General features: G+C 71.2%; 25 protein-coding genes and 3 tRNA genes. 10 read left to right on the forward strand and 18 right to left on the reverse strand.

Annotated elements, in window-relative coordinates:
- Nucleotides 1-78: 78 nt before the first annotated feature.
- Genes ACQPZF_RS40135 through ACQPZF_RS40145 form a run of 3 tightly spaced genes read left to right on the forward strand, consistent with a single transcriptional unit; the run spans nucleotide 79 to nucleotide 3,199 of the window.
- Complete coding sequence (locus ACQPZF_RS40135) at nucleotides 79-624, forward strand: RNA polymerase sigma factor (protein ID WP_433266183.1); 546 nt, start codon at nucleotides 79-81, stop codon at nucleotides 622-624.
- Nucleotides 621-1,043 carry a hypothetical protein gene (locus ACQPZF_RS40140; RefSeq protein ID WP_433266185.1) on the forward strand — a complete coding sequence of 141 codons (423 nt, stop codon included), beginning with the start codon at nucleotides 621-623 and terminating at the stop codon, nucleotides 1,041-1,043. Before ACQPZF_RS40135 ends, ACQPZF_RS40140 begins: the two co-directional genes overlap by 4 nt.
- A complete protein-coding gene (locus ACQPZF_RS40145) occupies nucleotides 1,040-3,199 on the forward strand; it encodes a CHAT domain-containing protein (protein WP_433266187.1) in 2,160 nt (719 codons plus the stop codon). Before ACQPZF_RS40140 ends, ACQPZF_RS40145 begins: the two co-directional genes overlap by 4 nt.
- 5 nt (nucleotides 3,200-3,204) lie before the next feature.
- On the opposite strand, the gene ACQPZF_RS40150 is transcribed toward ACQPZF_RS40145, so the two are convergent.
- Nucleotides 3,205-4,284: a S8 family peptidase gene (locus tag ACQPZF_RS40150; RefSeq protein ID WP_433266189.1), complete on the reverse strand. Its 1,080-nt coding sequence runs from the start codon at nucleotides 4,282-4,284 to the stop codon at nucleotides 3,205-3,207.
- Between the two features lie 238 nt (nucleotides 4,285-4,522).
- Here ACQPZF_RS40150 and ACQPZF_RS40155 point away from each other — a divergent pair, with 238 nt between their 5' ends.
- Entirely contained in the window at nucleotides 4,523-5,449 is a 927-nt protein-coding gene (locus ACQPZF_RS40155) for a hypothetical protein (protein ID WP_433266191.1), read from the forward strand.
- Nucleotides 5,450-5,863: 414 nt separating this feature from the next.
- Here ACQPZF_RS40155 and ACQPZF_RS40160 read toward each other — a convergent pair whose 3' ends face one another.
- Nucleotides 5,864-7,324 (reverse strand): PLP-dependent aminotransferase family protein, encoded by a 1,461-nt coding sequence (locus tag ACQPZF_RS40160; protein ID WP_433266193.1) that lies wholly within the window; start codon nucleotides 7,322-7,324, stop codon nucleotides 5,864-5,866.
- Between the two features lie 61 nt (nucleotides 7,325-7,385).
- Here ACQPZF_RS40160 and ACQPZF_RS40165 point away from each other — a divergent pair, with 61 nt between their 5' ends.
- Entirely contained in the window at nucleotides 7,386-8,030 is a 645-nt protein-coding gene (locus tag ACQPZF_RS40165; protein WP_433266195.1) for a YczE/YyaS/YitT family protein, read from the forward strand.
- On the opposite strand, the gene ACQPZF_RS40170 is transcribed toward ACQPZF_RS40165, so the two are convergent.
- A complete protein-coding gene (locus tag ACQPZF_RS40170) occupies nucleotides 7,984-8,511 on the reverse strand; it encodes a Clp protease N-terminal domain-containing protein (protein ID WP_433266197.1) in 528 nt (175 codons plus the stop codon). The two genes, ACQPZF_RS40165 and ACQPZF_RS40170, sit on opposite strands and share 47 nt — an antisense overlap.
- The gene (locus tag ACQPZF_RS40175; RefSeq protein WP_433266198.1) at nucleotides 8,508-8,720 is read right to left on the reverse strand and encodes a helix-turn-helix domain-containing protein; all 213 of its coding nucleotides are present in this window, start codon (nucleotides 8,718-8,720) and stop codon (nucleotides 8,508-8,510) included. The genes ACQPZF_RS40170 and ACQPZF_RS40175 overlap by 4 nt, the downstream gene beginning before the upstream one ends.
- 63 nt (nucleotides 8,721-8,783) lie before the next feature.
- Between ACQPZF_RS40175 and ACQPZF_RS40180 the strand changes: the two genes are divergently transcribed.
- A complete protein-coding gene (locus ACQPZF_RS40180) occupies nucleotides 8,784-9,548 on the forward strand; it encodes a hypothetical protein (protein WP_433266200.1) in 765 nt (254 codons plus the stop codon).
- Between the two features lie 66 nt (nucleotides 9,549-9,614).
- Here the strand turns inward: ACQPZF_RS40180 and ACQPZF_RS40185 are convergent.
- The 5 genes from ACQPZF_RS40185 to ACQPZF_RS40205 form a co-directional block, all read right to left on the reverse strand.
- A tRNA-Phe gene (locus ACQPZF_RS40185) sits at nucleotides 9,615-9,691 on the reverse strand.
- Between the two features lie 35 nt (nucleotides 9,692-9,726).
- Nucleotides 9,727-9,800: transfer RNA gene (locus ACQPZF_RS40190), tRNA-Asp, on the reverse strand.
- A gap of 13 nt (nucleotides 9,801-9,813) precedes the next feature.
- Nucleotides 9,814-9,886 (reverse strand) — tRNA-Glu (locus ACQPZF_RS40195).
- Nucleotides 9,887-10,044: 158 nt separating this feature from the next.
- On the reverse strand, nucleotides 10,045-10,677 hold the full coding sequence (locus ACQPZF_RS40200; RefSeq protein WP_433266202.1) for a ScbR family autoregulator-binding transcription factor: 633 nt from the start codon (nucleotides 10,675-10,677) through the stop codon (nucleotides 10,045-10,047).
- 209 nt (nucleotides 10,678-10,886) lie between these two features.
- Nucleotides 10,887-11,129, reverse strand: a complete 243-nt coding sequence (locus ACQPZF_RS40205; protein WP_121010399.1) for a hypothetical protein — start codon at nucleotides 11,127-11,129, stop codon at nucleotides 10,887-10,889.
- 164 nt (nucleotides 11,130-11,293) lie between these two features.
- On the opposite strand from ACQPZF_RS40205, the gene ACQPZF_RS40210 reads away from it, so the two are divergent.
- The 4 genes from ACQPZF_RS40210 to ACQPZF_RS40225 all read left to right on the forward strand — a co-directional run bounded on the left by ACQPZF_RS40210 (nucleotide 11,294) and on the right by ACQPZF_RS40225 (nucleotide 14,714).
- A complete protein-coding gene (locus ACQPZF_RS40210; RefSeq protein WP_433266204.1) occupies nucleotides 11,294-11,755 on the forward strand; it encodes a hypothetical protein in 462 nt (153 codons plus the stop codon).
- Between the two features lie 43 nt (nucleotides 11,756-11,798).
- Nucleotides 11,799-12,008, forward strand: coding sequence for a heavy-metal-associated domain-containing protein (locus tag ACQPZF_RS40215; RefSeq protein ID WP_433266206.1), 210 nt, complete (start codon nucleotides 11,799-11,801; stop codon nucleotides 12,006-12,008).
- Complete coding sequence (locus tag ACQPZF_RS40220; RefSeq protein WP_433266208.1) at nucleotides 12,008-14,206, forward strand: heavy metal translocating P-type ATPase; 2,199 nt, start codon at nucleotides 12,008-12,010, stop codon at nucleotides 14,204-14,206. The genes ACQPZF_RS40215 and ACQPZF_RS40220 overlap by 1 nt, the downstream gene beginning before the upstream one ends.
- 199 nt (nucleotides 14,207-14,405) lie before the next feature.
- Nucleotides 14,406-14,714 carry a hypothetical protein gene (locus ACQPZF_RS40225; RefSeq protein WP_433266210.1) on the forward strand — a complete coding sequence of 103 codons (309 nt, stop codon included), beginning with the start codon at nucleotides 14,406-14,408 and terminating at the stop codon, nucleotides 14,712-14,714.
- 273 nt (nucleotides 14,715-14,987) lie between these two features.
- Here the strand turns inward: ACQPZF_RS40225 and ACQPZF_RS40230 are convergent, their stop codons facing one another.
- The 9 genes from ACQPZF_RS40230 to ACQPZF_RS40270 all read right to left on the reverse strand — a co-directional run bounded on the left by ACQPZF_RS40230 (nucleotide 14,988) and on the right by ACQPZF_RS40270 (nucleotide 26,381).
- A complete protein-coding gene (locus ACQPZF_RS40230) occupies nucleotides 14,988-15,191 on the reverse strand; it encodes a cold-shock protein (protein WP_015105489.1) in 204 nt (67 codons plus the stop codon).
- Nucleotides 15,192-15,409: 218 nt separating this feature from the next.
- Nucleotides 15,410-16,237 (reverse strand): glutamate ABC transporter substrate-binding protein, encoded by an 828-nt coding sequence (locus ACQPZF_RS40235; RefSeq protein WP_433266212.1) that lies wholly within the window; start codon nucleotides 16,235-16,237, stop codon nucleotides 15,410-15,412.
- 135 nt (nucleotides 16,238-16,372) lie between these two features.
- The gene (locus ACQPZF_RS40240; protein ID WP_433266214.1) at nucleotides 16,373-17,239 is read right to left on the reverse strand and encodes an oxygenase MpaB family protein; all 867 of its coding nucleotides are present in this window, start codon (nucleotides 17,237-17,239) and stop codon (nucleotides 16,373-16,375) included.
- Between the two features lie 12 nt (nucleotides 17,240-17,251).
- A complete protein-coding gene (locus tag ACQPZF_RS40245) occupies nucleotides 17,252-17,764 on the reverse strand; it encodes a hypothetical protein (RefSeq protein ID WP_433266216.1) in 513 nt (170 codons plus the stop codon).
- Nucleotides 17,730-18,014, reverse strand: a complete 285-nt coding sequence (locus ACQPZF_RS40250) for a hypothetical protein (protein WP_433266218.1) — start codon at nucleotides 18,012-18,014, stop codon at nucleotides 17,730-17,732. Before ACQPZF_RS40250 ends, ACQPZF_RS40245 begins: the two co-directional genes overlap by 35 nt.
- Before the next feature lie 260 nt (nucleotides 18,015-18,274).
- Nucleotides 18,275-23,113: a DNA repair ATPase gene (locus ACQPZF_RS40255; RefSeq protein WP_433266220.1), complete on the reverse strand. Its 4,839-nt coding sequence runs from the start codon at nucleotides 23,111-23,113 to the stop codon at nucleotides 18,275-18,277.
- Nucleotides 23,110-25,116 carry an SPFH domain-containing protein gene (locus ACQPZF_RS40260; protein WP_433266222.1) on the reverse strand — a complete coding sequence of 669 codons (2,007 nt, stop codon included), beginning with the start codon at nucleotides 25,114-25,116 and terminating at the stop codon, nucleotides 23,110-23,112. Before ACQPZF_RS40260 ends, ACQPZF_RS40255 begins: the two co-directional genes overlap by 4 nt.
- On the reverse strand, nucleotides 25,116-25,676 hold the full coding sequence (locus ACQPZF_RS40265) for a hypothetical protein (RefSeq protein ID WP_433266223.1): 561 nt from the start codon (nucleotides 25,674-25,676) through the stop codon (nucleotides 25,116-25,118). Before ACQPZF_RS40265 ends, ACQPZF_RS40260 begins: the two co-directional genes overlap by 1 nt.
- 156 nt (nucleotides 25,677-25,832) lie before the next feature.
- Nucleotides 25,833-26,381 (reverse strand): TetR/AcrR family transcriptional regulator, encoded by a 549-nt coding sequence (locus ACQPZF_RS40270; protein WP_433266225.1) that lies wholly within the window; start codon nucleotides 26,379-26,381, stop codon nucleotides 25,833-25,835.
- Nucleotides 26,382-26,390 lie beyond the last annotated feature (9 nt).

Here is a 26,390-nt window from a genome sequence, read left to right on the forward strand (position 1 = left end):
ATCGTGGAGGACATCCCGCGAGCCACACCATCGGAGGACACCGGGAGCCGAACAGACCGAGCAACCCTCACATCAGGCATGCGAGATCAAGACAACGCCGAACTGCTGGCCAAAGCACACGACGGCGACCAGGAGGCGTGGCGCGAGATCGTCCGGCGGCACCTCCGCCTGGTGTGGGCGGTCGCCCGGTCGCACCGGCTGAGCCCCGAGGACGCGGCGGACGTCCACCAGGCGGTGTGGCTGATCCTGGCCGAGAACCTGACCAGGATCCGCCGGCCGGACCGGCTGAGCGCGTGGCTCACCACGACGGCCCGGCGCGAGTCGCTGGCCGTGCTCCGCCTGCGTGGCCGGGAAGAGCCGACCGACCTGTGGGAACCGGCCGACACCAGCCCGAACCCCGAGGACCTCGCCCTCGGCAACGACACCGACTCCCGCCTGTGGCGCGCGTACACCACCCTCACCGACCGCTGCCGCAAGATCCTGCACCTCATCGCGTTCGCGCCCGAACTGTCGTTCCGGCAGATGGCGGAGGCCGTGGGCATCCCGCCGAACAGCCTGGGCCCCACCCGTGGCCGCTGCCTCGAAGTCCTCCGCCGCCGCATGACCACGGAGACCGTCGGATGAGCCACCAGGACCTGCTGACCTCACTGGCCGACCTGCTCGACCGCCTCGACCCGCCCCCGGCGCACCTCGCCGCACAAGCCCAGCAGGCGCTGGCCGAACGCTGCGAGGCCGACCTGTCCCGCCTGCTCACCGACTCCGCCCACACCACCCGCGGCGGAACGCGCGGCACCGATTGCGTCCGCACCATGCGCTTCACCGACCTCGACCTCCACCTGGAACCCACCGCGACCGGCCTGCACGTCACCGGCCTGGCCCGTGCCGGCAGCCAAGCCGTCACGCACTGGCCGGGCGGCACGGTGACGACCGACATCGACTCCGCCGGCTGGTTCCACGTGGACCACGTCCCACCGGGCCCGATCCGGTTCGTCCTCCGCCAGGGAGGCCACCTGTACCGAGCGACCCGCTGGTTCGTCGCATGACCCCCAGCACCGCTCCCCACCACACCCTGACCCACAGCGACGACCCGCACGAACGCAGCCTGGCGCTGGTCGAACTGGGTCGCCTCACCGAAGCCCGGGACCTCGCCCACCAGGCGCTGGCCGGCACGAACAACCCACAGCTCCACCTCACCCTGGCCTGGATCGCCCTGGACCGGGGCGACGCCGAAACGTGCGCGCGGCACCTGGACGCGACCACCTTCACCGGCCTCGACCGGACCCGGGCACAGTGCCTGCGCGGACTCCTGCTGTGCCAGCAGGCGGATCCCCGGCTGGCGATCACCGGCCTCTCCCGGACGATCCACGCCCTGCGCCGCCACGGCGACCACCGCTGGCTCGCGAACGCGTTGACCGGCCGCGGAATCGCCCGCGCCTACACCCTCCGCCTACCCGAAGCGGACGCCGACTTCACCGCCGCGCACGCCATCCTGACCTCCCTCGGCGAACCCGAGCGAGCGGCGATGTGCCTGCACAACAAGGGTTTCGTCGCCATGCTCGCGGGCGACCTGCCCACCGCCCTGCGCCACTACGAACACGCGGCCCGCCAGGGCCTGCGCACCACCCGCCGCCCGGAAGCGCTGATCGACCGGGCGGAAGCCCTGCTCAGCGCCGGTCTGATCCGGGAAGCCCGCACCGTCCTGCACCCGGCCGTGCAGCTCCTGGACCAGTGCGACCGAGGTTCCCGGCTGCCCGAAGCCCTTCTCCTGGCAGCCCGCTGCGCGTTGCGCGACAACGACCCCGGCACCGCCCGCACCCTCGCCGAACGCGCCGAAGCCCTGTTCCGACGCCAACACCGGCTCCGCTGGATCCCCGCCGCACAGGCGCTGGCACTCCGGGCGGGCGCACCCGGCTCGCCGACGGCCATCGCCGCCGCCTGCGCACGACAGGGCCACCACGACGACGCGGCCGAACTGCGCCTGACGGCCTCACCCCGGACCATCCCCCGTCACCACGGCACCACCAGGTCACGAGCCATCGGCTGGCTCGCCCGCGCCCGCCTGGCGACCACCCGCCGCGACGCGGTCGCCGCCTGCCGGGCGGGCCTGCGCCTGCACGACCCGAGCACGTGGCCCGGCGCCGAACTCGCCGACATCGCCCTGGGCCACGCGCTGGCCGGCGGCGACGCCCGAGCCGCCCTGCTCTGGACCGAACGCCGCCGCGCCGACCCGCCGGCGCCGAGCCGGGAGACCGCCGACGCCCTCACCGAACTGCGGCTGGCCCGTGCCCGGGACGACCACCGCCGGATCGTGTCGCTGGAGCGTGAGATCCGCCGGCTCGCACTCGCCGCCGGCACGGTCCGCCGCACCGCGCTCACCCTGAAGGACCTGACGGACTCGCTGGCGGACAAGGCGATGCTCAGCTTCGCCGGCCACAACGGACGGTTGGCGGCAGTGTCCGTGACCGCCGGCAGAACCAGACTGCACGACCTCGGCGACGCCCGGACCATCGCGAGGCAGGCGAAACGCCTGGAACTCGCGGACTGCCCGGACGTCCTCACCGAACTGGACCGGCTGACCGGCCCCGCCGGCGATCGCGCACTCGTGATCGTGCCGAGCGGTGAACTCGACCGAGTGCCCTGGGCGTCGCTGCCGTCCTGCCGTGGCCGTGAGGTGTCCGTCGTCCCCTCGGCACAGTGCTGGCTGGACGCCACCCGGAAGCCGCTCGCGGTGGACCGGCGGACGTGGGTCGCCGGTCCCTCACTCCGCCATGCCGAGCGGGAGGTCGAGTCGCTGCAACGGAGTCACGGCGGCACCCGGGCGTCCACGGTCGGCGAGACCCTCAACGAGATGGACCGATCGGACGTCGTGCACATCGCCGCGCACGGCGTCCGGCGGACCGACTTGCCATTGTTCTCCCACCTGGAACTCGACGACGGCCCGATGCACGGCTACGACTTCGACCGCCTGGAGAACGCGCCGTCCGTGGTGGTGCTGTCCGCGTGCGACTCGGGACTGGCCCCGGTGCTGCTGCGCCGAGGGGTCCGAGCGGTGATCGCGAGCGTGCGGGCAGTGCCGGACGATCGGGTCGTCGGGCTCATGGTGGACCTGCACGCTGGTCTGCACACCCCGGCGCAATCGCTTGCCCAAGCCCAGCAGACACACGGTGACCTGGGCTTCGTGTGCGTCGGCGCAGGATGAACCGATCACGTGGCCGGCAGCGCGGTGACCCGCTCGACCGCCTCTTCCGGCGGCACGCGGAGGCGCAGCAGGCAGGCGATGTCGGCCGCGACCCGGGGCGCGGCGAACGACGTGCCGCTCCAGCACGCATAGCCGTACTCCCGTTCCTCGGTGCCCGGACCGCCACCCCGCGACGGCGTGAGCCGAACGAAACTGCTGGTCACGTCCACCCCGGGCGCGATGGCGTCCACCCAGGCCCCGTGGTTGGAGAACGACGCGTCCGCCCCCACCGCGACCACCGGGGGCAGGGCCGCCGGCCACACCGGACGGGACGTGCCGCCGTTGCCCGCAGCGGCCACCACCACGGCGCCCGACCGCTCGACCTCGTGCCGCAACACGGGCGGGCACTGGTCGTCGGACGTGTGGCAGCCCGCCGTCAACACCACGATGTCGGCCGCCCCGCGCACCGCCCGCAGACCACGCGCGACCGTGGCGTCATCGGACAACCCGAGCGACGACAGCACGCGCCGATGCCGGATCTGCACACCAGGCGCGTGTTGCAGCAGGACGCCGGTCACGAACGTGCCGTGCCCGGCCTGCCGGTCCTGTCCGGGCCGCCCGTCCGCGTCCAGCACCTCGGGCGAGTGCCCCGACGCCGCGAACCACGACCGGCCGGCGAACCACGGGTGCGGGTCCAGACCGGTGTCCAGCACTGCGGCGGTGACCGGCCACGTCTCGTCGGCGGGCGTCGGCGGCGGTGGGGCGGACCGGGGCAGCGGCCTCGCGGTGCCGATCATGATCGGGCTGCCGACGTGCACGTGGTTCGGCGCGACGGCCGGCCCGCTGTCGGCGGCGATCCGCACCGGATCCCCACCCGGCCGCAGGCGCAGGCGGACGACCTTCGACTCCGCCGTTTCCTCCGCTCGATCGACCCAGCGGCGCAACCGGTCGACCGCCGCCGGCGCGCCGTCCGATCTGACTAGAAGTTCACCCGAACGGACGAGACACTCGTGTGGTCCACCGGGGTCGTGCACGGTCAGGTCGGGCTCCTCGGCCCGCCAGCGCTCGGCGAGTTCCGCCAGCGAGATGACGTCAGGACTGTCCACACCGGACACAATGCCCGGTGTCCACACCGGACGCGTGTCGTGGTCACTCGATGCGATGAACACGACGGACGGTGTTCACGGACGGGCGCGACAACCCGGACAGCCGCACCGCGCCGCCCTTCCGAGTGGGTTCCGCGCCGGAACGTTCGAAAATGCCGTGACCAGTGCTAGACATAGCGGAACGTCGACCTCGAACGGTCCGTCCCGTTCGCCGTGACCGGAACGGTGGTGATCTCCAGTGGCAGGCTCCGACGCGGTGCGCCGCAGCGGATCGCTGCTGCTCCGGGTGCTGGCCGTGGGCGGGTTGGCGACGGCGGCGTGGCTGGTGTGCGGCACCGCGGCGTCCGCCGAGGGCCAAGACCACCCGGACGAGGTGTCGAAGACCCTCGACGTGGTGAACGCCGCCATCGACCGGCAGCACACGGCGACGGCCGACCTGCTGGCCGGCGTGCTCGCCGTCCCCGTCGACCTCCCGCTCACGACCGAGCCCGCGCCGGCCGACCCGTTCCCCGCGCCGGCCCCGGTCGCGATGTCTCTGGTCGCCATGCCCTCGATCGCGCTGCCGCCGCTCGGGATGCCGCTCGCCCCGCTCCAGGTGGAGCAGGTCGAGGCGATGGCGGCGGCCGACGAGGACGCGCCGGAGGAGCAGACCGGGCAGTACAGCTACTCGGGCGGCACCGGGAGCCCCGGGTACAGCCACTCCGGGACGGTGGAGAACACCATGCCCGCGGAGATGTACGAGGCGAAGGTCGCGGCCAAGGAGACCGCCCGCCAAGCGGCCTTCGCCCCACCGCCCGCGCCGGCGCAGGCCGCGCCGGCGCAGGTCGTCGAACCGACCACCCCGGCGCTCCCGGCGGAGCACTCCGAACCCACCCCGGCCGCGACCAAAGAGTCACCCGTGGACGCGGCCACCACCACTGTGAACTGGGAAAAACCAGAACCGACCACCCCGGCGCCGGCGCCGAAACAGGCCCCCGCGCCCACCGCGCCGACCACGGCGTCGTCAAGCATGCAGGACAACTCGAACGGCCATCGGGGCGGCGTGATCGCCTCGGTCACCAGCCAGCACCGGCTGACGCCGCCCACCTCGTGGTCGGCCGAGCAGCGCGACGACTGGCGGTCCCCCGGCAGCGTCGAAGGCCTGCCGAGCACGTCACCCGACTGAGTCCGACGGCACCGGTCTGCCCGGAGCAGCGTCCACCCGGACTGCGGCCTGAGGCATCGGCTCAGGGCATCGGCTCGGAGCATCGGCTCGGAGCATCGACTCGGGCATCGACTCGGGCATCGATCCCGGACATCGAGCCCGGGCACCCGCCGCCACACCGGTCGTTCCTCCCCACCCCCGGTCACCCCATGTCGTACCCCCGTAAAAGCTCCCCGTCCTGCCGACCGCGCCCCGGCAGGACGGGCAGATCCCGCCGTCACGCTGCCCCTGTGCCGACGGGATCCACGGGAACCTGCGGTCGGGGACGCCCTCCCTGGTGCGTCCCCACCGCAGGTCCACGGACCACCGTCGGGCTCCGGCTCATCGAGGGGCTGCGCCGGAGCCCGACGGTCATGACGTCCTCGAACCGCGTGGTCAGGCGACGGGCATGGTGGCGTCGACCTCGCCGGGCACGCCGGCGCCGGCCACCGAGGCCGCGACCAGGCCGAGCCTGCGCACCGCGTCCCGCAGCACGTCGGCCGGCAGCACGTATGGCAGTCGCAGCCAGCGCTCGAAACCGCCGTGCGCGCCGAACCGCGAGCCGGGCGCCAGGCGGATGCCGTGGTTCTGGGCCACCACGGCCACCCTGGTGCTGATCGGCGCGTCCAGTTCGCACCACACGCTCAGCCCGCCGGACGGGCGGCGGAAGCGCCACTGTGGACAGTGCTCGCGCAGGCCCGCCATCAGCACGTCCCGCTGCGTGGCCAGCAGGGCGCGGCGGCCGGCCAGCGCCTGGTCCGGATCGGCCATCAGGTCGGCCAGCACCAGTTGCTCGACCACGGCCGAGCCCAGGTCCAGCGCGGTCCGGGTGGAGATCAGGCGGTGCACGATCTCCGCCGACGCCCGGATCCAGCCGATGCGCAGGCCGCCCCAGTACGCCTTGCTGGCCGACCCCAGCGTCACGACCAGGTCTTCGGCGTAGGACGCCATCGGCGGCGGGCCGTCCAGCGGGTCGCCGTCCAGGTCCAGTTCGACCACGGTCTCGTCGACGACCAGCGGCGTCCGCGCGCGGCGGGCGATGCCGGCGAGTTCCGCCCGGCCCTCGGCGTCCAGCCGGTGGGCGGTCGGGTTGTGGAAGTCCAGGACCAGGTACGCCATCCGCGGCGCGGCTTGGCGCAGGGCGGCGGCGATGCCCGGCAGGTCCCACCCGGTCGGGGTCATCGCCACCGGCACGGGGATGGCCGAGACCGCCTTGATCGAGTCCAGCGCGTTGGGGTAGCTGGGCTGTTCCACCAGCACCCGGTCGCCGGGGCCGGCCAGCAGGCGCAGCACCAGCGCCAAGGCGTGCTGGGCGCCGCTGGTGACCACGATCTGGTCCGGTGACGTCGGCAGGCCGCGGGCCTCGAACCGCGCGGCGATGCGCCTGCGCAGCTCGGGCAGGCCGTGCTCGTAGTAACCGTGGTCGGCCAACTGCTCCGGCAGGCGCAGCCGGGTCGAGTCGAACGCCGCCAGCGTGCCGGGGATCGCGGGCGGCGCGGCGCGGGCGAAGTCGACCATGCTGTGGCCGACCAGCGGGGTGTCGGGTGCGATCCCGAGCGAGCCCGTGGGCAGGCTGATCCACGACCCCGCGCCCCGCCGGCTGGCGACCAGCCCCTCCGACCGCAGTTGGTCCAGGGCCGCCGTGACCATCGTCCGGCTCACCGGGAGGGCGTCGGCCATCTCGCGTTCGGCGGGCAGGCGGGTGCCGGCGGGCAGCCGGCCGTCCAGGACGAGCATCCGGATCGCAGCCGCCAGGTCGGCGGAGCCCTGGCGCGCGCCGCGCCGTCGCCACTCGCCGAGCAGGCGAGCCAGTCGGAAGCCGGATATACGTCCACCTGGTGGGACGTCGTGGTTCATAAGGCCAATTATTGAGTTTTGGCTCTGGAACACAAGGCCAATCGCCACTGAAGATGGCCACATGCTCGCCGCACTCACCCAGGTCCCCGTCACCGTCGCACCCGTCCGCCGCCTTCCCCAGCTCTTCGCGGGGCTCTGGCTCTACGGCGCGAGCATGGCGCTCCAGATCCGCGCGACCCTCGGCCTGGACCCGTGGGACGTGCTGCACGAAGGCCTGACCACGCGCACCGGCCTGAGCTTCGGCACCATCACGATCATCGTCGGCGCCCTGGTCCTGCTCTGCTGGATCCCGCTCCGTCAGCGCCCCGGCGTCGGCACCGTCAGCAACGTCGTCCTGATCGGCGTCGCGGTCGACGTGACGCTCGCCCTCCTCCCCACCCCGGCCGACCTCCTGCCGCGCATCCTGTTCCTGGTCGGCGGCATCGTCCTGAACGGACTGGCCGCCGCCGTCTACATCGGAGCGCGGCTCGGCCCCGGCCCGCGCGACGGCCTCACCACCGGTTTCTGCGCGCGGACCGGGACCTCGCTGCGGCTGGTCCGGACCGTGGTCGAACTGACCGTGCTGGCCGGCGGCTGGCTGCTGGGCGGCACGATCGGCATCGGCACCGTCCTCTACGCCCTCGCCATCGGCCCGCTCACCCAGGCGTTCCTGCCGCTGGTCACCTGGGCGAGTTCGCGACCCGCTGCCGGATCTCGGGATAGCTGACCCCGCGCGCCTCCAACACCTCGGCCACGAGCCCCCGCCCGGACAGCAGCGCCAGCACCAGGTGCTCCTTGCCGAGCGTCCCGTGGCCGAGGTCGCGGGCTTCGACCAGGCTGCGCGTCAACACCTGCTTCGCCGCCGAGTTGAACGGCGGCCCGAACAGCCGCCGCCTGGCCGGCGGCGCACCGGCCAACGCGCCCTCGCCCAGCGACCGCTCGACCGACGCCACGATCTCGTCGACGTCGATCCCCAACCCCCGCAACGCCTGCGTGTCGGCGTCGGTCAGCCCGCCCTTGCGCCGCACCTCCCGCAAAGTGGCCTCGACCGCCTCCCGCGACACGTCGAACGACGCCAGCACCGGCGTGTCCAGCAACGCGAGCAGCAGGTGCTCCGGCCCGATCTCCCGCGCCGCCACGCGCTCGGCCTCCTCGACCGCGCCCCGCACCGCCTGGCGGGCCTCCCTGGTGAACCGTTCCGCGATCATCGCCTTCCCCCGTGCTTCTTGTGGACGGCCTGCCTGCTCACACCCAGCTCGGCCGCGATCTCCTGCCACGACCAGCCCCGGACGCGGGCATTGCGCACCTGGACCGCTTCGAGCTGCTCGCACAGCCTGCGCAACGCGCTGACCGCTCGCAGCCCCACCTTCGGGTCCTGGTCGCCCGCCGCCGAGGCGAGTTCCGTTGCCTCCGTCATGCCGTCAACTTTGGTTGACAACCGCGCACTTGTCAACCCAGGTTGACACTAAGCTCGAAGTCGATGCCCGAGATCACCACCGCCGAACGCGCCGGGGTGGGCCTGGACGGCAAGCCCAGGCCCACCGAGGACCGGATCGTCGTGCTGCCGAACGCCGTGGTCCTGCTGGACGGCGCGACCTCCCCGACACCCCGCGAACGGGACGGCGGCTGGCACTCCAGAGCCCTCGCGGACGAGCTGCGCAGCCTGCGCGGGGACCTCGCCGACGAACTCGCCCAGGCCATCGGCCGACTCGCCGCGAAGCACGGCCTCACCCCCGGCGACGCGCCGTCCAGCACGGTCGCGATGGTCCGCTGGACCGACGACACCGTCGACGCCCTGGTGCTCGCGGACAGCCCCGTCGTGGTGTTCGGCGAACGCGCGGAAGTCCTCGCCGACGACCGCCTGCGCAACCTGCGCGGCAAGGTCGACCGGATCACCGACTGGCGCAACCGCGACGGCGGCTTCTGGGTCGCCGAGGCCGACCCGCGGGCCGCCCACCAGGCCGTGCGGCGGTCGTGGCGACGGGACGAGGTGCGCGCCGTCCTGATGGCCACCGACGGCGTGTCGTGCGGAGTGGACGACTACGGCCTGTTCGCCGATTGGCAGACCGTGTTGGACATCACATTCGCGAAAGGGCCCGAAGCGGTGCTGGACGCGATCCGGGAAGCCGAGGCGGCCGATCCGGAACGCGTCCGGTGGCGGCGGTCGAAAGTGCACGACGACCAGGCGCTCGCGGTGCTGCGATTCGTCCCCGAAAACGCCGGAAATCCGCGAGATCCCTGGTGAGCCCCGGAAGGGCCGCCGAATAGCGGAAACCCCACGCGATCGGATCGCGTGGGGTTTCCGCAGGTCTGGTGGCCAGGGGCGGGGTCGAACCGCCGACCTACCGCTTTTCAGGCGGTCGCTCGTACCAACTGAGCTACCTGGCCAGGTAGCGGCCCGGCCATGCAGCCGAACAGCCTTGCGACCCAGACGGGACTCGAACCCGCGACCTTCGCCGTGACAGGGCGACGCGCTAACCAACTGCGCCACTGGGCCTTGCTTTACTACGTGCCCCCAACGGGATTCGAACCCGCGCTACCGCCTTGAAAGGGCGGGGTCCTAGGCCGCTAGACGATGGGGACCAGGTTCCGCCAGCAGCCTCTTGGGCCACCTTCTTTCCCAGGCCCTCCACGCTGTCCGGTGGAAGCATCGTAAGCATAGGGCACGCACACCGGCTACTCCAAAACGGGGGTGGCACGAGCTGTTGACCTGCGATTCCGTCTCCGTTCGGTCGACCGGGTCAGGGCGGCTCCGGGTCGGCGAACATCCGGAACGCCGCGGCGCACCACTCGTCGGTGGCGACGCCGGGCAGCACGAGCCGCCACACCTCGCGCATCCGGTCCGGGTAGTCGGCGCAGCGGGAGGTCGCCGTGGAGATCAGGCGGGCGCCCAGGGCGGCGGCGGTCAACGTCCGCGCGGCGGCCTCCGGGTCCACCCCCGGCCGGAGCTGGCCCTCGTCGCGGGCCGCGAACAGCAGGTCGGCGAGCACCTTCTCCCAGCGCGGGTGCGAGCCGGCGAGTCCCGGGTAGCCGAGTTCGCGATCGGCGGCGATCCGCACCCCCGCGCGCAGCACGACGTCCCGGGAGAGCAGCACCACGGCCTCGTCGAACAGCCCGACCGCGGTCCGCAGCGGGTCGAGCCCCCGGTCCTGCCACGCGTGCGCCAGGCGCGGCCACGTGTCGTCCTGGACCTGCACGATCGCCGAGGCGAGCGCCTCCTTGGACATGAAGTGGAAGTAGAACGCGCCTTTGGTCACCCCGCTGCGGTCCAGGATGGCGCTCAGCGGCGCGCCCTCGTACCCGAAGCGGTCGAACTCCTCGGCCGCCGCGCGGAGGATCGCCTCACGGGTGGCCTGCGCGCGGTGCTGCGGCATCACGGCTCCGAGCTGGTGGGCGGTCGATGCGCCGCCCACCCTTCGCCCCCGGACGGCCCCGCGCAAGCACGGTGCCGCACCGATCACCCACGGCCGGCGACCCGCGTGTGATTGCCCTGAAAAAGACCGCTCGGTATGTTCCGAAGCGGCCCACCCGAGACGTGCTCCGGGGGGTGCACGTCTCGGGTGGGCCGCTCGTCCGGCGCGTTCTACCGTTGAACGGGTGGTGCTCCCCCGTCCTCGCCCGGTGACAACCCGAGCATGTCGAGCAGCAGCCGACAGTCCTCGGCACTGGTCGCGCCGCGCGCCACGGACAGCCGCGCGCGGTGGACCTGCTCATCCGATATCCGCGATGGTTCACCGGTCCGTTGCGCGGGCACCCCACCGCCCGGCCTGGACATGATGTCGTCCTGGTTCCACAGGAACTGACGTACTTCGAGAGACCCGCTCATGACGCCTCCCCGACTTGAGGTTGGCGCGAGGCTAAGCGAGCCTGTCGAACCGCCGCAGCCCCCCGCAGAGTGATTCCAAGGCAACGGAGTGTCACTTTCTGTGCAAACGACCTGGTGTCAAGCGGCTGTGATGTGCTTGGCGCGAACAACGAGAGGGTGGACCCATGACCAAGCCGGACCCCCGTCCGCAGCTCGACGAGACCCCGCCGACCGCCGACCCCGCCGACCCGGGGCCGACCAGCGCCGAACCGACCGCCGACCTCGAACCGACCGCTGACCTCGAACCGACCGACGCCGCTCAAGCCGAACCCACCGCCGACGTCGCCGATCCCGGGCCGACCGACCCCGACGCCGCCGAGACCGAGCAGGCCGCGAACCCCGACCCGACGCCGACCGCCGAGAGCGCCACGAGCATCCCCGAGCAGGCCGCGAGCCCTCCCGTCGACCCGCAGCTCCTGTTCGGCAGCATCTCGCTCGCCTCGATCGAGGCCGACATCGACGCGATGATGAACGACAAGATGACCCAGCTCGACGGCATGCTGGCGGGCCTGGAGGAGCTGGTCGTGCGCCTCGAAGGCGAGATCACCCAGCTCGAAACCCCGCCGGATGATAGCCCTACCCCCTAGGGGTATCCTGGACGGCACCAAGCCGACCGGAACGAGGGGCCCCATGTCCGTCACCACCACGTACACCGTCAACGGCATGACCTGCGGCCACTGCGTCAGCTCCGTCACTGAGGAGCTGACCGCCGTGGACGGCGTGACCAGCGTCGACGTGCGGCTCGACAGCGGCGCGGTCACCGTCACCAGCACCCGCGAGCTGTCCGCGGACGAGGTGAGCGCGGCCGTCACCGAAGCGGGCTACGAGCTGGTCGGCTGATGACCGCCGCCACGGAGACCTCCCGCCGCGTCGAGCTGGCCATCACCGGCATGACGTGCGCGTCGTGCGCCAACCGGATCGAGCGCAAGCTCAACAAGCTCGACGGCGTCACCGCCTCGGTCAACTACGCGACCGAGAAGGCCAGCGTCGAGTTCCCGGCCGGCACGACGGTCGCGGACCTGGTCTCCACGGTGGAGGCCGCCGGCTACGAGGCCAGCCCGGAGCGGCCCGCGGAGCACGACGCCGGCGAACTCGGGGAACGGGTCGCGATCGCGGCCTTCCTGGGCACGCCGGTCGTCGTCCTCAGCATGGTCCCGGCCTGGCAGTTCCCCGGCTGGCAGTGGTTCTCGCTGGCCTTGACCGGCGTGGTCGTCTGGGTCTGCGGGTGGCCGTTCCACAAGGCCGCCGCGGTCAACGCCCGGCACGGCGCGAGCACCATGGACACGCTGGTGTCGATGGGCGTGGTCGTCGCCTACCTGTGGTCGCTCTACGCGCTGGTGTTCGGCGAGGCCGGCGCGCTGGGCATGCGGCACGAGTTCAGCCTGGCGCCGCGCCCGTCGACCACCGGCGACAGCTACCTCGAAGTCGCGGTCGGCGTCACGGTGTTCCTGCTGCTCGGGCGGTGGCTGGAGGCCCGTTCCAAGCGCCGGGCGGGCGCCGCGCTGCGTGCCCTGCTGGAGCTGGGAGCCAAGGACGTCAACGTCGTCGAAAACGGCGTCGAGACCCGCGTCCCGATCAGCCGGCTCAGGGTGGGTCAACGGTTCGTCGTGCGTCCGGGTGAACGCATCGCCACGGATGGCCTAGTAGTAGAAGGCGCTTCGGCGGTGGACCGCTCGATGGTGACCGGTGAATCGGTGCCCGAGGAGGTCCGCGCGGGCGACGAGGTGGTCGGCGGCACGGTGAACGCGGGCGGCCGGCTCGTCGTCCAGGCCGCGAAGGTCGGGCCGGACACCCAGTTGGCCCGGATGGCGAAACTGGTCGAGCAGGCGCAGTCCGGCAAGGCGCGGGTGCAGCGGCTGGCCGACCGGATCTCGGCGGTGTTCGTGCCCGTCGTGCTGGCGATCGCCGTGCTCACCCTCGGCGGGTGGCTGCTGGCCGGTCGTCCGCTGGAGTTCGCGGTCACGGCGGCGGTCGCGGTGCTGGTCATCGCCTGCCCGTGCGCGTTGGGCCTGGCCACGCCGACGGCGCTGCTGGTCGGCACGGGCCGGGGCGCGCAGCTCGGCATCCTGGTGAAGGGCCCGGAGGTGCTGGAGTCGACCCGCCGGGTGGACACCGTCGTGCTGGACAAGACGGGCACCGTGACCACGGGCCGGCTGGAACTGGTCGACGTGATCCCGGCGGACGGCGTCACCCGCGAGGAGCTGCTGACCGTCGCCGGCGCGGTGGAGCAGGGCTCGGAGCACCCCATCGCGGCGGCCATCGTGCGCGGAGCGCGGACGGCGACCCCGAAGCTGCCCGACGTCACCGGCTTCGCCAACCGCGAGGGCCTGGGCGTCACGGCGACGCTGGACGGCAGGCAGGTGACCGCCGGGCGGCTGAGCCTGGTCGACCTGCCGGAACCGCTGCTCGCCCGAGCCGGGCAGGAACAGCGGAAGGGCCGCACGGTCGTCGCGGTGGCCGCCGACGGCCGGCCGCTCGGCCTGCTCTCCGTGACGGACAGCGTGAAGCCCACCAGCGCCCAGGCCGTCCGGGAGCTGCGGGCGCTCGGCCTGCGCCCGGTGCTGCTGACCGGCGACCACCAGGCCGTCGCCGAGGCGGTGGCGGCCGAGGTCGGGATCGACGAGGTGATCGCCGGGGTACTGCCCGCCGACAAGGTCGACGTGGTCCGGAAGCTCCAGGCCGAGGGCCGCGTGGTGGCGATGGTCGGCGACGGCGTGAACGACGCGCCCGCCCTCGCGGCGGCCGATCTGGGACTGGCCATGGGCACCGGCACGGACGTGGCGATCGAAGCGGGCGACCTGACCCTCGTGCGCGGCGACCTGAGGTCGGCGGCGGACGCCATCCGGCTGTCCCGGCGGACCCTGCGCACCATCAAGGGAAATCTTTTCTGGGCGTTCGCCTACAACGTGGCGGGTTTGCCACTCGCGGCGCTCGGATTGCTGAACCCCATGCTCGCGGGCGCGGCGATGGCGGGTTCCAGCCTCTTCGTGGTGACCAACAGCCTGCGCCTGCGCGGGTTCCGCACAACGACAAGCTGAAGATTTCGGGTCAACCCACTCCCCAGGCCCACGTGCACGTGCAACAATCCGAATTGCTGACACACCCCCGGTCAGCACCTGTGGAGATCCCCTCCGGCCCCCGCGTTCCTCCCCCTGGCGCGGGGGCCTCTCCATGCACGAGACTGTGACGCAGACCACAGTTTGGGCCGTTCCGCAACGCAACCGTTATCGTTGCGCGGTGCCTCTTGGATCCCTGGGTCGTTCGAAGTCCGGCCGGCATCGCCCACCCGCCAAAGAGCAGGAGGAAATCCTGCCCGACGAGGAGTTGACCTCGTACCTGGCGGCGCTGGCCCCCGAGTCGACGGACGCCGAGACGACCGCCGGCAACAGCTTCGGCAACGCGCAGGTCTACCAGCTCCGGCTCCAACTGATGGCGAACGAGCAGTTGAAGGAACTGGCCGCCGAGCGGCAGACCTCCCCGCAGGCGTTGGCCACGGAGTGGGTCATGCAGCGCCTGGAATGGGAAGCCCGCCAGCGCGGCTACTGACCCCGCTCGACCCACGCGAACGCGAGCCACCCGGCCGGCCGTACACCAACCGCCCAGCCTGACCGGCCGCGACCGCCACCTTCGGCCCGCAAGCAGGCAGCTCGGTCGACCACGACCGCCATCCCTTGGCCGCGAAGGCAGGCAGCTCAGGGGCCGACCGCCGCCCCTCAGCCCGCACCCGCCAACTCAGGCACGCGATCTACCGGCCCCACCAACGCGACAGGCCCCCGACCGGATCCCGGTCGGGGGCCTGCTGTCGTCACGAAGGGATGATCAGACCTTGCGCACGTTCTGGGCCTGCGGACCCTTGGTGCCCTGGCCGATCTCGAACTCGACCCGCTGGTTCTCCTCCAGGGTCCGGAATCCCTGACCCTGGATCTCCGAGTAGTGGACGAAGACGTCCGGCCCGCCGTTCTCCTGGGCGATGAAGCCGAAGCCCTTCTCGGAGTTGAACCACTTGACAGTGCCCAGTGCCATGTACCTGCCTCCATCGCAGGAAAGCTTGGGGTTGCACCATGCAACCCCGGCCGTCCCGGGGCGTTTCCCCCGCCGCCTCCAGCAGGGAGCGCACGCCCGCGTGTCGTTCCGCGAGCGTGAGACACGAACACAGAAACCACGGCCTGCGCAGGCGAGCGTATCGGTTGACCACGCGCAGCACTACCACTGAACCACAAGCGGATGAACAGCCGGCCGCACTACTTCTCGGTGACCTGCGGCGGGTCCGGCAAACGCACACCGGCCTGACCGATGTTGCGCTCCAACGACTTGCGCCATTCGCCGGAACCGACCATCCGCTCGATCGCCGCGCTCACCTCCACCCGGCCCTCGGCGTCGGACTTGGCCAGCCCCACGCCGTACCGCTCGGTGGTGAACGGCTCGCCCACCAGCTTCAGCAGCTCCGGGTTCTCCGCGACGTAGCCCGCGAGGATCACCTCGTCGGTCGTCACGGCGTCGACGTTGCCCGCCAGCAAGGCGATCACGCAGTCGGAGTACTGCCCGTACTCCACCAGTTCCACGCCCTGTGCGAACTCGGACTTCACCTTCTGCGCGGACGTCGACGCGGTCACCGAGCACAGCCTCTTGCCGTTCAGCGTCTGCGGGCCGGTGATGTCGTTCTCGGTGTAGCGGACCAGCACGCCTTGGCCGGTCTGGAAGTACGGTCCCGCGAAGGCGACCTGCTCCTTGCGCTTGTCGGTGATCGAGTAGGTGGCGACGACGAAGTCCACGTCCCCGTTGGCGATCAGCCTCTCCCGGTCGGCGGACCGGGCTTCCTTCCACGTGATGCCGGACTCGGGCACACCGAACTGCTGTGCCACGTACTTGGCCACGTCGACGTCGAAGCCGACGTACTTCCCGTCCAGTCGGCGCTGCGCCATGCCGGGCTGGTCGAACCGGATGCCGATGGTGAGGCCGCCGTCCTCGGCCTTGCCTGCGAGCGTGTCGTCGGCCGCGCCACCGCAGGCGGCGGCGAACGTGAGGGCTGCCACCACCGCGGTCGCGGGCAGCAGTCGTCGGAACAGCATTGGCTGCGAACCTCTCGGTGCTCGGGTATGCGGTGCGGATCGACGCACCAGGCATTCCTCATGCTAAGCACCGGCATCGACTTCCCTGATGCGACGAACGTCTCATCGGATCAATCTGCTAGACCGACCGGTCCACTAAACGGTGTGATGTCGAACGAACCCCTGCGGCAACAGGGAACGACGAGGCACGACGCCCAGCCCGAGCCGCCGGATCGCCCGGTTCACGTGCCCCTCCGGCACGCCCCAGCGGATCGGTGGGGGCACCAGCAGCACGGCGGCACGGACGGTGCGCACCATCGCCGTGGCGACCGGCTCGGGGTACGGGCGGTGGCCGTGGAGCGCGACCGCCCACGGGGGCAGCACCGAGTACGCGAGGTGGCCGAGCAGCGGCTCGTAGGCGTCCAGGCCGAGCTTCAGCACGCCGTTCACCGGCGGCCGGTGCAGGAACCGGTACACCACCTCGGAATCGGCGGTGCGCCGCAACTCCGGGAGCACCGCCGCGAAGTAGTCGGCCATCTCCCGAGCGCTGCCCGGCACCTCGTCCGCGTGCAGGCCGACGAGTTCGGCGGCGCGACGCTGCTCGTCGTAGTACCGGTCGACCTGGGCGTCGGTGAGCCGGTACCCGGCGCGGCGCACCACCGTGAGGAACGAGTGCACCTCGGCGCAGTGCACCCACCGCAGCAACTCGGGGTCGTCGATCCGGAAACGGCGCCCGCTCTCGTCCTGCGCCCGCAGCACCCGGTGCACGGACCGGACCTTGGCGGCGGCCTCGTGCACCTCCTCGGTGGTGCCGTAGCTGACCGTGCCGACGAAGTTCGCGGTGCGCCGCAACCGTCCCAGCGGATCGCGCCGGAAGTTCGAGTTCTGGATGATCGCCGCGACGGCCTTGGGGTGCAACGCCTGGAGGTAGAGACTCGCGATCCCCGCCACCCACATCGCCGGGTCGGCGTGCAACTGCCACGTCACCGTGCCCGGTCCCAGGATCCCCACATCCGCAGGCATAACCCGATCGTGTCACAACCGCGACGATCGGCCGAGGCCACGGCGACGCCGACCGTCCTGGGCGAGCTGTGATTCCATCCGACCGAACGTCGCGACCGGTAACGCCATTAGCCGGTGGAACGATTCCACGTGACCACCGGGATGTGCCTTCTGGAGCGAGATCGGGATGAGCAGGGTCAGCCGCGTCGCCTTCGCCGGAATGGCCGGAGCGCTGGCGTCCGGGGCTTTGCTGACCATGGTGATCACCGTCAACGAGCCACGTCCGGTGGACGTGCGGAGGGTGGACCTGGGCCCCGTGCAACCGGGCGTGCTCAGCGCCAGCCACACGACGACGATCATCGTCCGGCACTCCACGACAACAGTCGTGATGGCCCCACCCCCACCGGCCAGACCAGCCCCGGTCACCACGACGACCACCTCGTCCACCACCGAAGAGCCACCGCCCAGCTCGCAGCTCCCGTCCTCCCCACCCGCGACGTCGACGCCCTCATCAAGACCGAGCAGGCCCGGCAACTGCGACGACAACTACGTCACCGACGGCGTCTGCGTGCCGTGGCGTTTCCCACCGAGCGTGCGTGACATCTGCAGGTGGCTGCACGTCCACGGCGTGACCCACATCGAGGTACGCGGCCGAGACCGACACCGACTGGACCGCGACTTCGACGGCATCGCCTGCGAGCGCGACTAACGCCAAGAACGCCAAGAACGCCAAGAACGCCAAGAACGCCAAGAACGCCAAGAACGCCAAGAACGCCAAGAACGCCAAGAACGCCAAGAGGATGATCCCCCGTTCCGGCTTTCGGCTTCTACGCAGCTTGACGGCAGAAGAGCGACCACAACGCCACCGCCGGCCATCGCCCGCAGGTCTTGGACACAGCCGGGAACACTACGAAACGGGACCACATCACCGAAAAGCCCTGGAGCCGCCGGGTACGGCCGTCACCGCAACACGCCGCCCGCAACCGCCCCCTCGGCCACCCCAAGCCGCGCCACCACAACCCGCACCGCCCTCAACCATTCCGAGCCGCAGCACCCTCAGCCATCCGAGCCATCCGAGCCGCGCGCAGCCAACCGATCAAGCGCCCCACCCACCCGATCCGCCAACAACCCGACCGCACCCACCGCCCGACTCATCGGATCACCCTCAGCCCCACCCAACGCCCGACCCCGCAGATACCCGGCCTTGACCGCCTCCCACCGCCGAGCCTGCTCACCCGTCAACGTCCCCCGCAACTCGGCCAACTTCAACAAGTTGGCCTCAGCCCCCGAAGTCAACGTCTGAGCCTCACCGAGGTAGTGGTCATCGATCACCGCCGCCAACTCGGCATCGTTCATCACCGGCACCACCTTCTCGGCCAGCTTGTTCATGTTCCGGTAAGACCCCTGGAGCAGGAACGGCGGCTCGACCCGGGAATCCGCCGACTGCGCGGCGGAAGCGATGTAAGCCTGGTTGTTGGCCAACACCACCTCCTGGACGAGCAACAGCTTCCGCAACACACCGAGCACCTGCTCCAACTCCACCGACGAATACGGGTGGCTGAGCCGATCCGCCCGAACCTCCTCGCCCCGAGCCATCCGCACCAACAGCGGAATATCGCCTCTGTCCCGTGTGGACAGTGGAGCGAGCACGGCGTTCGAGGTGAGCGCATTCTCGATGTAGCTGAGGGCGAACAAGTCTTCCCGCCCCGACAACACGTCACCGAGATTCCACACGTCCGCCCGGTTGGCGAGCATGTCCGGGATGCGGAACCGCTGCCCCGACTCGGTGTAAGGATTGCCCGCCATGCACACGGCGAACCGCTTCCCGCGCAGGTCGTAGGTCCGCGTCCGCCCGTCCCACACGCCTTCCATCCGACGCTGGGCGTCACACAGGGAGATGAACTTCTGGAGCAGCTCCGGTGAGGTGTGCTGGATGTCGTCCAGGTAGAGCAGCACGTTGTTGCCGCTCTCCAGGGCGAACGAGATCTTCTCCACCTCCTGCCGAGCGGTCGCGTTCGGCGCGTCGGCCGGATCCACGCTCGTCACCGAGTGACCGAGCGAAGGTCCGTTGACCTTGACGAACACCAGGCCGAGCCGGTTCGCGACGTACTCCATCAGCGTCGTCTTGCCGTAGCCGGGCGGGGAGATGAGCAGCAGCAGGCCCAGTTGGTCGGTCCGCTTGGCATCGCCCGCCGCGCCGAGCTGCTTGGCCAGGTTGTCGCCGATCAACGGCAGGTAGACCTCGTCCAGCAACCGGTTGCGCACGAACGCGCTCATCACCTTCGGCTGGTACTCCTCCAGCCGGAGCCGCTGCTTCTCCTTCGCCACCAGGTCGTTGCGGCGCTTCTGGTACGCCCGGAACGCGGGCACCCGCTCCTCGCGGAACCGCCGCGTCCGGGCCAGCAGCTCGTCCAGCCGGATCTCCAGCTTCCGGTCCGTGATCCGGGGGTGCGTGCCCAGCAGACCGTCCACAGTGGTCTGAAGCTGGGCGGACGACTCGTGTCGGGGCAGGTCGCGGCACAGTTCGAGGGCGATCGCCTCGGGCAGGTCCGGTTCCGCGCGACCTGCCAGGAAGGCCTCGTACCAGCCGGTGACCAGCTCGCGGCGGTCGTCCGGGTCGGGAAGCGCGCGCAGGTCGTCCTCGAACTCCTTGCGGTTGCCCAGAGCCCGGTGGAACGCGTCCGTCAACGCCCGAGCGGCGGCGCTGGTGGCGAACCCGGACGGCGCGCTGCACAGCTCCTCGAACAAGTACTCACCCGCGAGCGGATCGCCCGCCCGCGAGGCGAGTTCCGAGCACAGCTCGTCGATCGCCCTGGTGTGTCCGAACATCGACCGCGCACGGCCGAGCGACGTGGCCCGGCGTTCCCACTGGGCCTTGGCATTCTCATCGGCCCGCGCCCAGAATAGCTGCGCGGCGGCCCGCGCGGACGGCGGGTACCGCAGCACGCCCGCGCCCGCGTGCAGGCGCAGCAACGCGTCGAGGATCTTCGCGGCGTCGTGGTCGTGCACACCGCGCTCGTAACCCTCGTCCAGCCGCGTTTCCGCGACCTGGCGGACCAGGTCGAGCAGGCGCCCGTCGGTCGCGGCGGCGTGCAGGCCGGCCAAAGGGTGTTCGGCGAGGATCGACGCGGCCAGGTGCTCGGCCCGGTACACCTCGGCTGTCTCGGACACCACCGACTGGTCCCAGAACGGCTTGGTGGCGGCGAACTCCGGGTCGTTGACCGGCGCGCGGAAGTCGGTGCCGGTGATGGCGAACGACATCCCGCCGTCCTTGGGCACCAGGGTCAGGTCCAGCGGCTGGGTGTTGACCGCGAACCGGTGCCGCCCCAGCCTGATCGTCTCGCCGTCGAACAGGTCGAGCCGGTCGCGCAGCGAGCGGCCCGCCTCCTGCCGGGCGGCGAGCACCCGGCCGGCCAGCTCCTCGGCCCGCACCTGGTCGCCGAGTTCCCGCAGCTCCTCGGCCACACCGCGGATCTTGACGACCATCGGGTCGGACGCGAAGTAGGTGTTGACCTCGTCCAGCGACCCGAGCGTCGCCACGCGGCGGGTGACGCCGGCCAGGATCCGGTCGGCCGACAGGGCGAGCCGGTCCGCGCGCCGGGCGCGGTCGTCCAGGAGAGCCTGCTTGCGCGACGAGAACGCCTCGTAGACGTCGGTCCGCTTGTCGCCCAACTGGGCCAGGAAGTCGTCGAACTCGCCGAAGCGGGACTCCAGGTTCTCCAGCCGGAGCAGCAGCCGGCCGAGCTGTTCGTCGCACCGCTGCGGCGTGTCGGCCACCGCGAGCGCACCGGTGACGGCCTGCCCGAGCAACGCGAACTCGGCGGCGAACTCGGCACGTCCTTCGGTGGCGAGGAGTTCGCGGCGACGGCCGTCGAGCGTGGCCCGCGCGCGGTTCAGCCCGCCCAGCACCTCGCCGATGCGTTCGAGGATCGAGGTGCGCACGGTGGCGTCCGCGATGTCGAGCGAGCCGACGACCTCGGTCAACACCTCCAAGCCCTGCTGGCGTTCGGCCAGCTCGTCGGTGACCGGCTGCGCTTCGGCGACCGTGCGGATCGCTTCCGCCTTGCCCACCAACGCTTCGACCTGCTCGTGGTAGCCGGTGAACGCGTCGTCCCGGCGCAGGTGCTCGACCGCGCGCTGGGCCGTGGAGCCGAGTTCGGCGTCCAGTTCCCCACTCAGCTCGTCGATGCGGCTCAGGTCGACGTACCGGAGTTCCTTGAGCGTGACCAGATGCCCTTGCGCGCCGCGGAGATCGGCCAGTTGGCGCACCCACGCGTCCGCGCTGACCGGCACCTCGCCCCGCGTGCGGCGGATCATCGACTCGATCCGCCCGCCCGCCTCGGCGAGTGCGGCCGACGCCTGGTCGGTCAGCGCCTGGACGGTCTCGAACTCGTCCAGCACCTGCTCGGCGGTGGCCCGGACCTCGGTCAACGGGGTGCGCAGGTCGCCCAGCCCGGACTCGCCCAGCCAGTGGTAGGCGTCGAAGACCCTGGTGCACGAGGCGATCAGGTCCTCGAACACCGGCACGGACGGCGCCATCTCGCCGACCATCCGGCTCACCGACAGGCAGTCCGAGATGCCGCGCACCAGATCGGCGTTGCCGACCCGCTCCAACGGCCCGGTGCCGACCGGCTGCGCGGCGGCGTAGGTGTCGGACAGGTACGGCGTCTGCCACACCTGCATCGGGTGCACGCGGGTCGGCTCGTCGTCGAGCGCGCGGAACACCACCAGCGTGCCGTCGTCGAACAGCGAGTACCCGTGGCACGGCAGCGGGTTCGCGACTTCCTTGCGGATCACGTTGTAGGGCAGCAGGAGCGAGCGGCCGTCGCGGCGGGCGTGGAAGACGTAGAGCACGTCCTCGCCGTTGGTGGAGCGGATGACCCGCTCGAACTCCAGCTCGTCCACCTCGGTGTCGAACGTCTTGCTGACGCCCGTGGCCAGGTAGTAGCCGCCGGGGAAGATCAGGCCCTGGTCCTCCGGGAGCCGTTGGCACGCCTGGCCGATGCCGTCCAGCCGCACCACGCTCTTGGTGCGGGTGTTGAACACCAGGTGCCGCCACGCGGTCTCCTTGTACGGGCGGATGCGCAGCAGGATCAGCGATCCGACCCGCGCGTACTGCACGTCCGCGTCGGCCAGCGCCTGCAACAGCTCGTCCACCGGCTCGCGGTAGATGCCCTCGCCGGTCTCGGTGTTGTTCTCGACCTTGATGGTGAGGTCGCCGCCGACGGTCTCCACGAAGACCTCGTCCTCGATGGAGATGTGCGGGTGACGGCCCAGCACGTGGTGCTCGCGCGCGGTCGGCGTCCACTCGAAGTCGTGCGACGGCGGGAAGACGTGGTCCCGTTCGCCCCGGTTGTCCAGGTACTTCACGGTCCCGTCGAGCCCGACCTGCCACCGCAGCACGCGGATGTCCTCGGTGCGCGCGCCGGTCTGGAACACCGCGAGCAGCTTGCCCTCGACCCGCCGCAACTGCACCAGCCGCGTGTCGCGGTAGTACCGGTACAGCTCGGCGAAATCGCGTTCGAACCGAGGATCACGCAGCAGGCCGGGCAGTTCGTCGTGGGCGTCCTCGAACCGGAACGCGTCGCCGTCCCGGCTGAAGCGGTGCAGCGAGAACACGTCGTCGACCGTGGTCTCCGGCTTGAGCCCGATGAACACGTTGTAGCCGAACAACATCAGCCCGGCCACCTGGACGACGTCGCGCGGCACGCAGTTGTTCCCGGTGCGGATGCGTTCGGTGCCGAGGAGGGTCAGCTCGGCGCTGCCGAACACCTCCAGCCGTTGCGCGTTGAGCGCTTCGGCCCGGCGGGCGAGCCCGGCCGCCTGGTCGGCGAGCCGGGCCTTGAGCACCTCGTAGGTGCCCGCGTCGAGCGTCGCGGTCACGACTGCCGTCACGACTGGGCGGCGAGCGCGGCCACCGGCCGTTCGGCGACCCCGAGGCGTTGCGCGGCGGCCAGCAGCTCACGCAGCTTGTCCTCGTCCGGCCCGCCCGAGTTGATCAGCTTGAGCAGCAGGGCGGACACGGTGAGGTTCTTCAGGTCGCCGGTGCCGAACGAGCCGAGGATGCGGCCGATGTCCTGGGTGAAGTCCGCCGAGCCGTTCAGCCACGGCGTGGCCAGGGACTGCGCGACCTCCGAGTGCTGCACGAACCCGTCGAGGCTCTTGCCGACCGAGATCGCGCCGACCAGGCGGTCGAAGAACATGCCGTCGCCGCCCACGATGTCGATGTCGGCCTTCTCCAGCCCCGTCGCGAGCACCTTGGCCTGCGCCTCGGCGACCTGCCGCTGCACGTCGATGCCGGCCAGCCGGACTTCCTTCTCGGCCTCCAGCCGGAGCCGGTACTCCTCGTGCTCGCGGGTCGCGCCGTCCAGCGCGGCCATGGCGTTCGCCTTGTCCGCCAGGCCTTCCGCCTCGCCCTTGAGCTTCTCGCGGATCGCCTCCGCGATCACCAGGGCCTTCTCCCGCTGCACGACGGCTTCCGCGCGGCCGACCTTCTCGATGGCGTCGGCGTCCCGTTCCCGCACCTGCACGTCGGCCAGGCCGGACGCGGCGGCGTCGGCCTGCTTGCCCTCGGCGAGCCGGATCATGGCGCGGGTGTCGAGTTCCGCGGCCTGCTGGCGGGCCTCGGCTAGCAGCAGTTCCTCGCGGGCCTTGAACTTCGCCGCCGCCTCGGCGGCCTCGGCCGCCTTGATGTCCTTGACCAGGTGCTCCTGCGCCTCGGCCTCGGCCTGGATGACGGTGGTCTGGCGCAGCCGCTCGGCCTCCTCCACCGCCCGCAGCCGCTTGATGTTCTCCTCCTGCTCCGCCACGGTCTTCTCCACCGCGATGCGCTCGCGGACGACCTCGGCGATGGCCCGCTTCTCGCCCTCCAGCTCCTTGTCGGCGGCGATGCGGGTGAGCTGGGTCTCCCGTTCGCGCCCGATGACCTCCAACTGGCGGTCCTTCTCGATGCGCTCGGTCTCGATGGCGATCACGCGCTCGCGGTTCTTCTCGGCCACCGCGATCTCGCGGTTCTTGTTCTCGTGCTGGATGCCTAGCTGCTCGTCGGTGCGGATGCCCGCGGTGTGGGCCTTGAGCCGCTCCTCCGCCTGCACCTTGGCGATCTCGGCTTCCTCGCGGGCGCGCATGGTCTCGACCTCGCGCTTCTGCTTGATCTCCGCGTCCGCCTGGCGGCGCTCCAGTTCGAGGATCGCCTCGCGGGCGTCCACGTTCTGGCGGGTGATCTCCTTCTCCTCGCCGCGCTGGTACTCGTTGGTGCGCACGTGCTCGATCGCGGTCAGCTCGGTGATCTTGCGGATGCCTTGCGCGTCCAGGATGTTCGACGGGTTGAGCTGCGCCATCGGCGTCTGCTCCAGGTAGTCGATGGCCGCGTCCTCCAGGCTGTAGCCGTTGAGGTCGGTGCCGATCACCTGGATGATCTGGTCGCGGAACTCGTTGCGCTTGGTGTAGAGGTCGACGAAGTCGAGCTGCTTGCCGACGGTCTTGAGCGCCTCGGAGAACTTGGCGCTGAACAGCTCCTGGAGGGTCGTCTCGTCGGAGGCGCGGGCGGTGCCGATCGCCTGCGCCACCTTGATGACGTCCTCGACGGTCTTGTTGACCCGCACGAAGAACGTGATGCGGATGTCGGCGCGGATGTTGTCCCGGCAGATCAGGCCCTCGGTGCCGGCGCGGCGGATCTCGATCGTCTTCACCGAGATGTCCATGATCTCGGCCCGGTGCAGCACCGGCAGCACGATCGCGCCGGTGAACGTCACGTCCACCTTGCGCACCTTGGAGATGATCAGCGCCTTGCCCTGCTCGATCTTGCGGAACAGGCGGCTGACCATGATCAGCAGCGCGATCAGGACGACGAGGCCGACGGCGACGAGAATGCCGAAGCCGGTGGTGATGACATCCATCAGTGCTCCCGCGACGGGTAGGTGGGGATCGGGGCGACCCAGAAGAACTCGCCGTCCTGGTCGTAGTCGAAGATCAGCGCGGTGACGCCGGCGGTCAGGTCGTCCTGGCCCGCCTGGCGGACCTGGACGATCGCCGACGAGCCGTCGGCGGCGGTGACCTCGGCCTGCCCGAAGTGCGCGGTGACGGTGCCGGTGCGGATCACGCAGACCCGGCCGACGAAGTCGCCGCGCGAGGCGGGCGCGAACGTGGGGTACAGGCGCCGCAACGGCATCACGGCCACCCGTGCGACGAGGTAGCCGACCACCAGCGACCCGGCGAGGATCACGACGTCGTACCCGTCGAGGAGGACGGAGGCGGACAGGCACCCGAACCACGCCACCGGCACGAGCAGCGAGACCAGCACGCCGGCCGGCACACCGCCCAGCCCGTAAGCGAGTTCGACACCGCCGTCGAAGTCCACGCCGAACGCCGCGAGAACCCAGAACAACACCACGGCGGCCAACAGGATGGTCAGGATGACGGTCGGAAAGGCGAGCGCGGCTGTGACGAACTCCCCCATGCACCCCCCTTTTCTTGGCGGGGACTGTAACCGCCCGATTGCGGTCACAGCAGGGAAATCACGGAACGCGTCGGTCCGACCACGGAACCAAACGAGCAGGCTCTGAGGCGCTCGTGTCACCGCAGCCGACGACGGCCCTCGCCCGGACTCCCGCTGTCACACCGGCCGGAGCATTCCCCGCAACACCGTCCGGATGGCCTCGGCGGGCGCGAAGTCGTCCTGGGGGTTGGCCAACTGGTTGGTCAGCAACCCGTCGATCACGGCCAACAGCAACCGGAGATCACGCACCGGGTCGGCCGAGCCCAGCGCGCCGATGAGCGGCGCCGCCCACTCCGCGATCCGCCGGTGGGCGTCCGCGATCCGCAGGCCCAGCTCGGGGCGGATGCTCGCCTCCACGAACACGGCGTGGCGGGCCAGCGTGATCACGCGCTCGTCGGCGAGTTCCCGCACCAGCCGCCCGACGACGGCCGCGAACGAGTCGGGGTCCGAGACGTCGCCGGCCAGCCGCCCCCACAGCTCGGTCTCCCGCTCCAGCAATCGGTCGACGATCCCGCCGACCAACGCGTCCCGCGTGCGGAAGTGGTTGGAGGCAGAGCCCTCCGGCAACCCGGCGGCGGCATCGACCGCCCGGTGCGTCAGGCCGCGGGGGCCGGCGGTGCCGAGCACCCGGATAGCCGCGTCGAGCACCTGCTGCCGCCTCGTCACGGAGCACGA

Source organism: Actinosynnema sp. CS-041913 (assembly GCF_050942485.1).
Classification (GTDB): domain Bacteria; phylum Actinomycetota; class Actinomycetes; order Mycobacteriales; family Pseudonocardiaceae; genus Actinosynnema.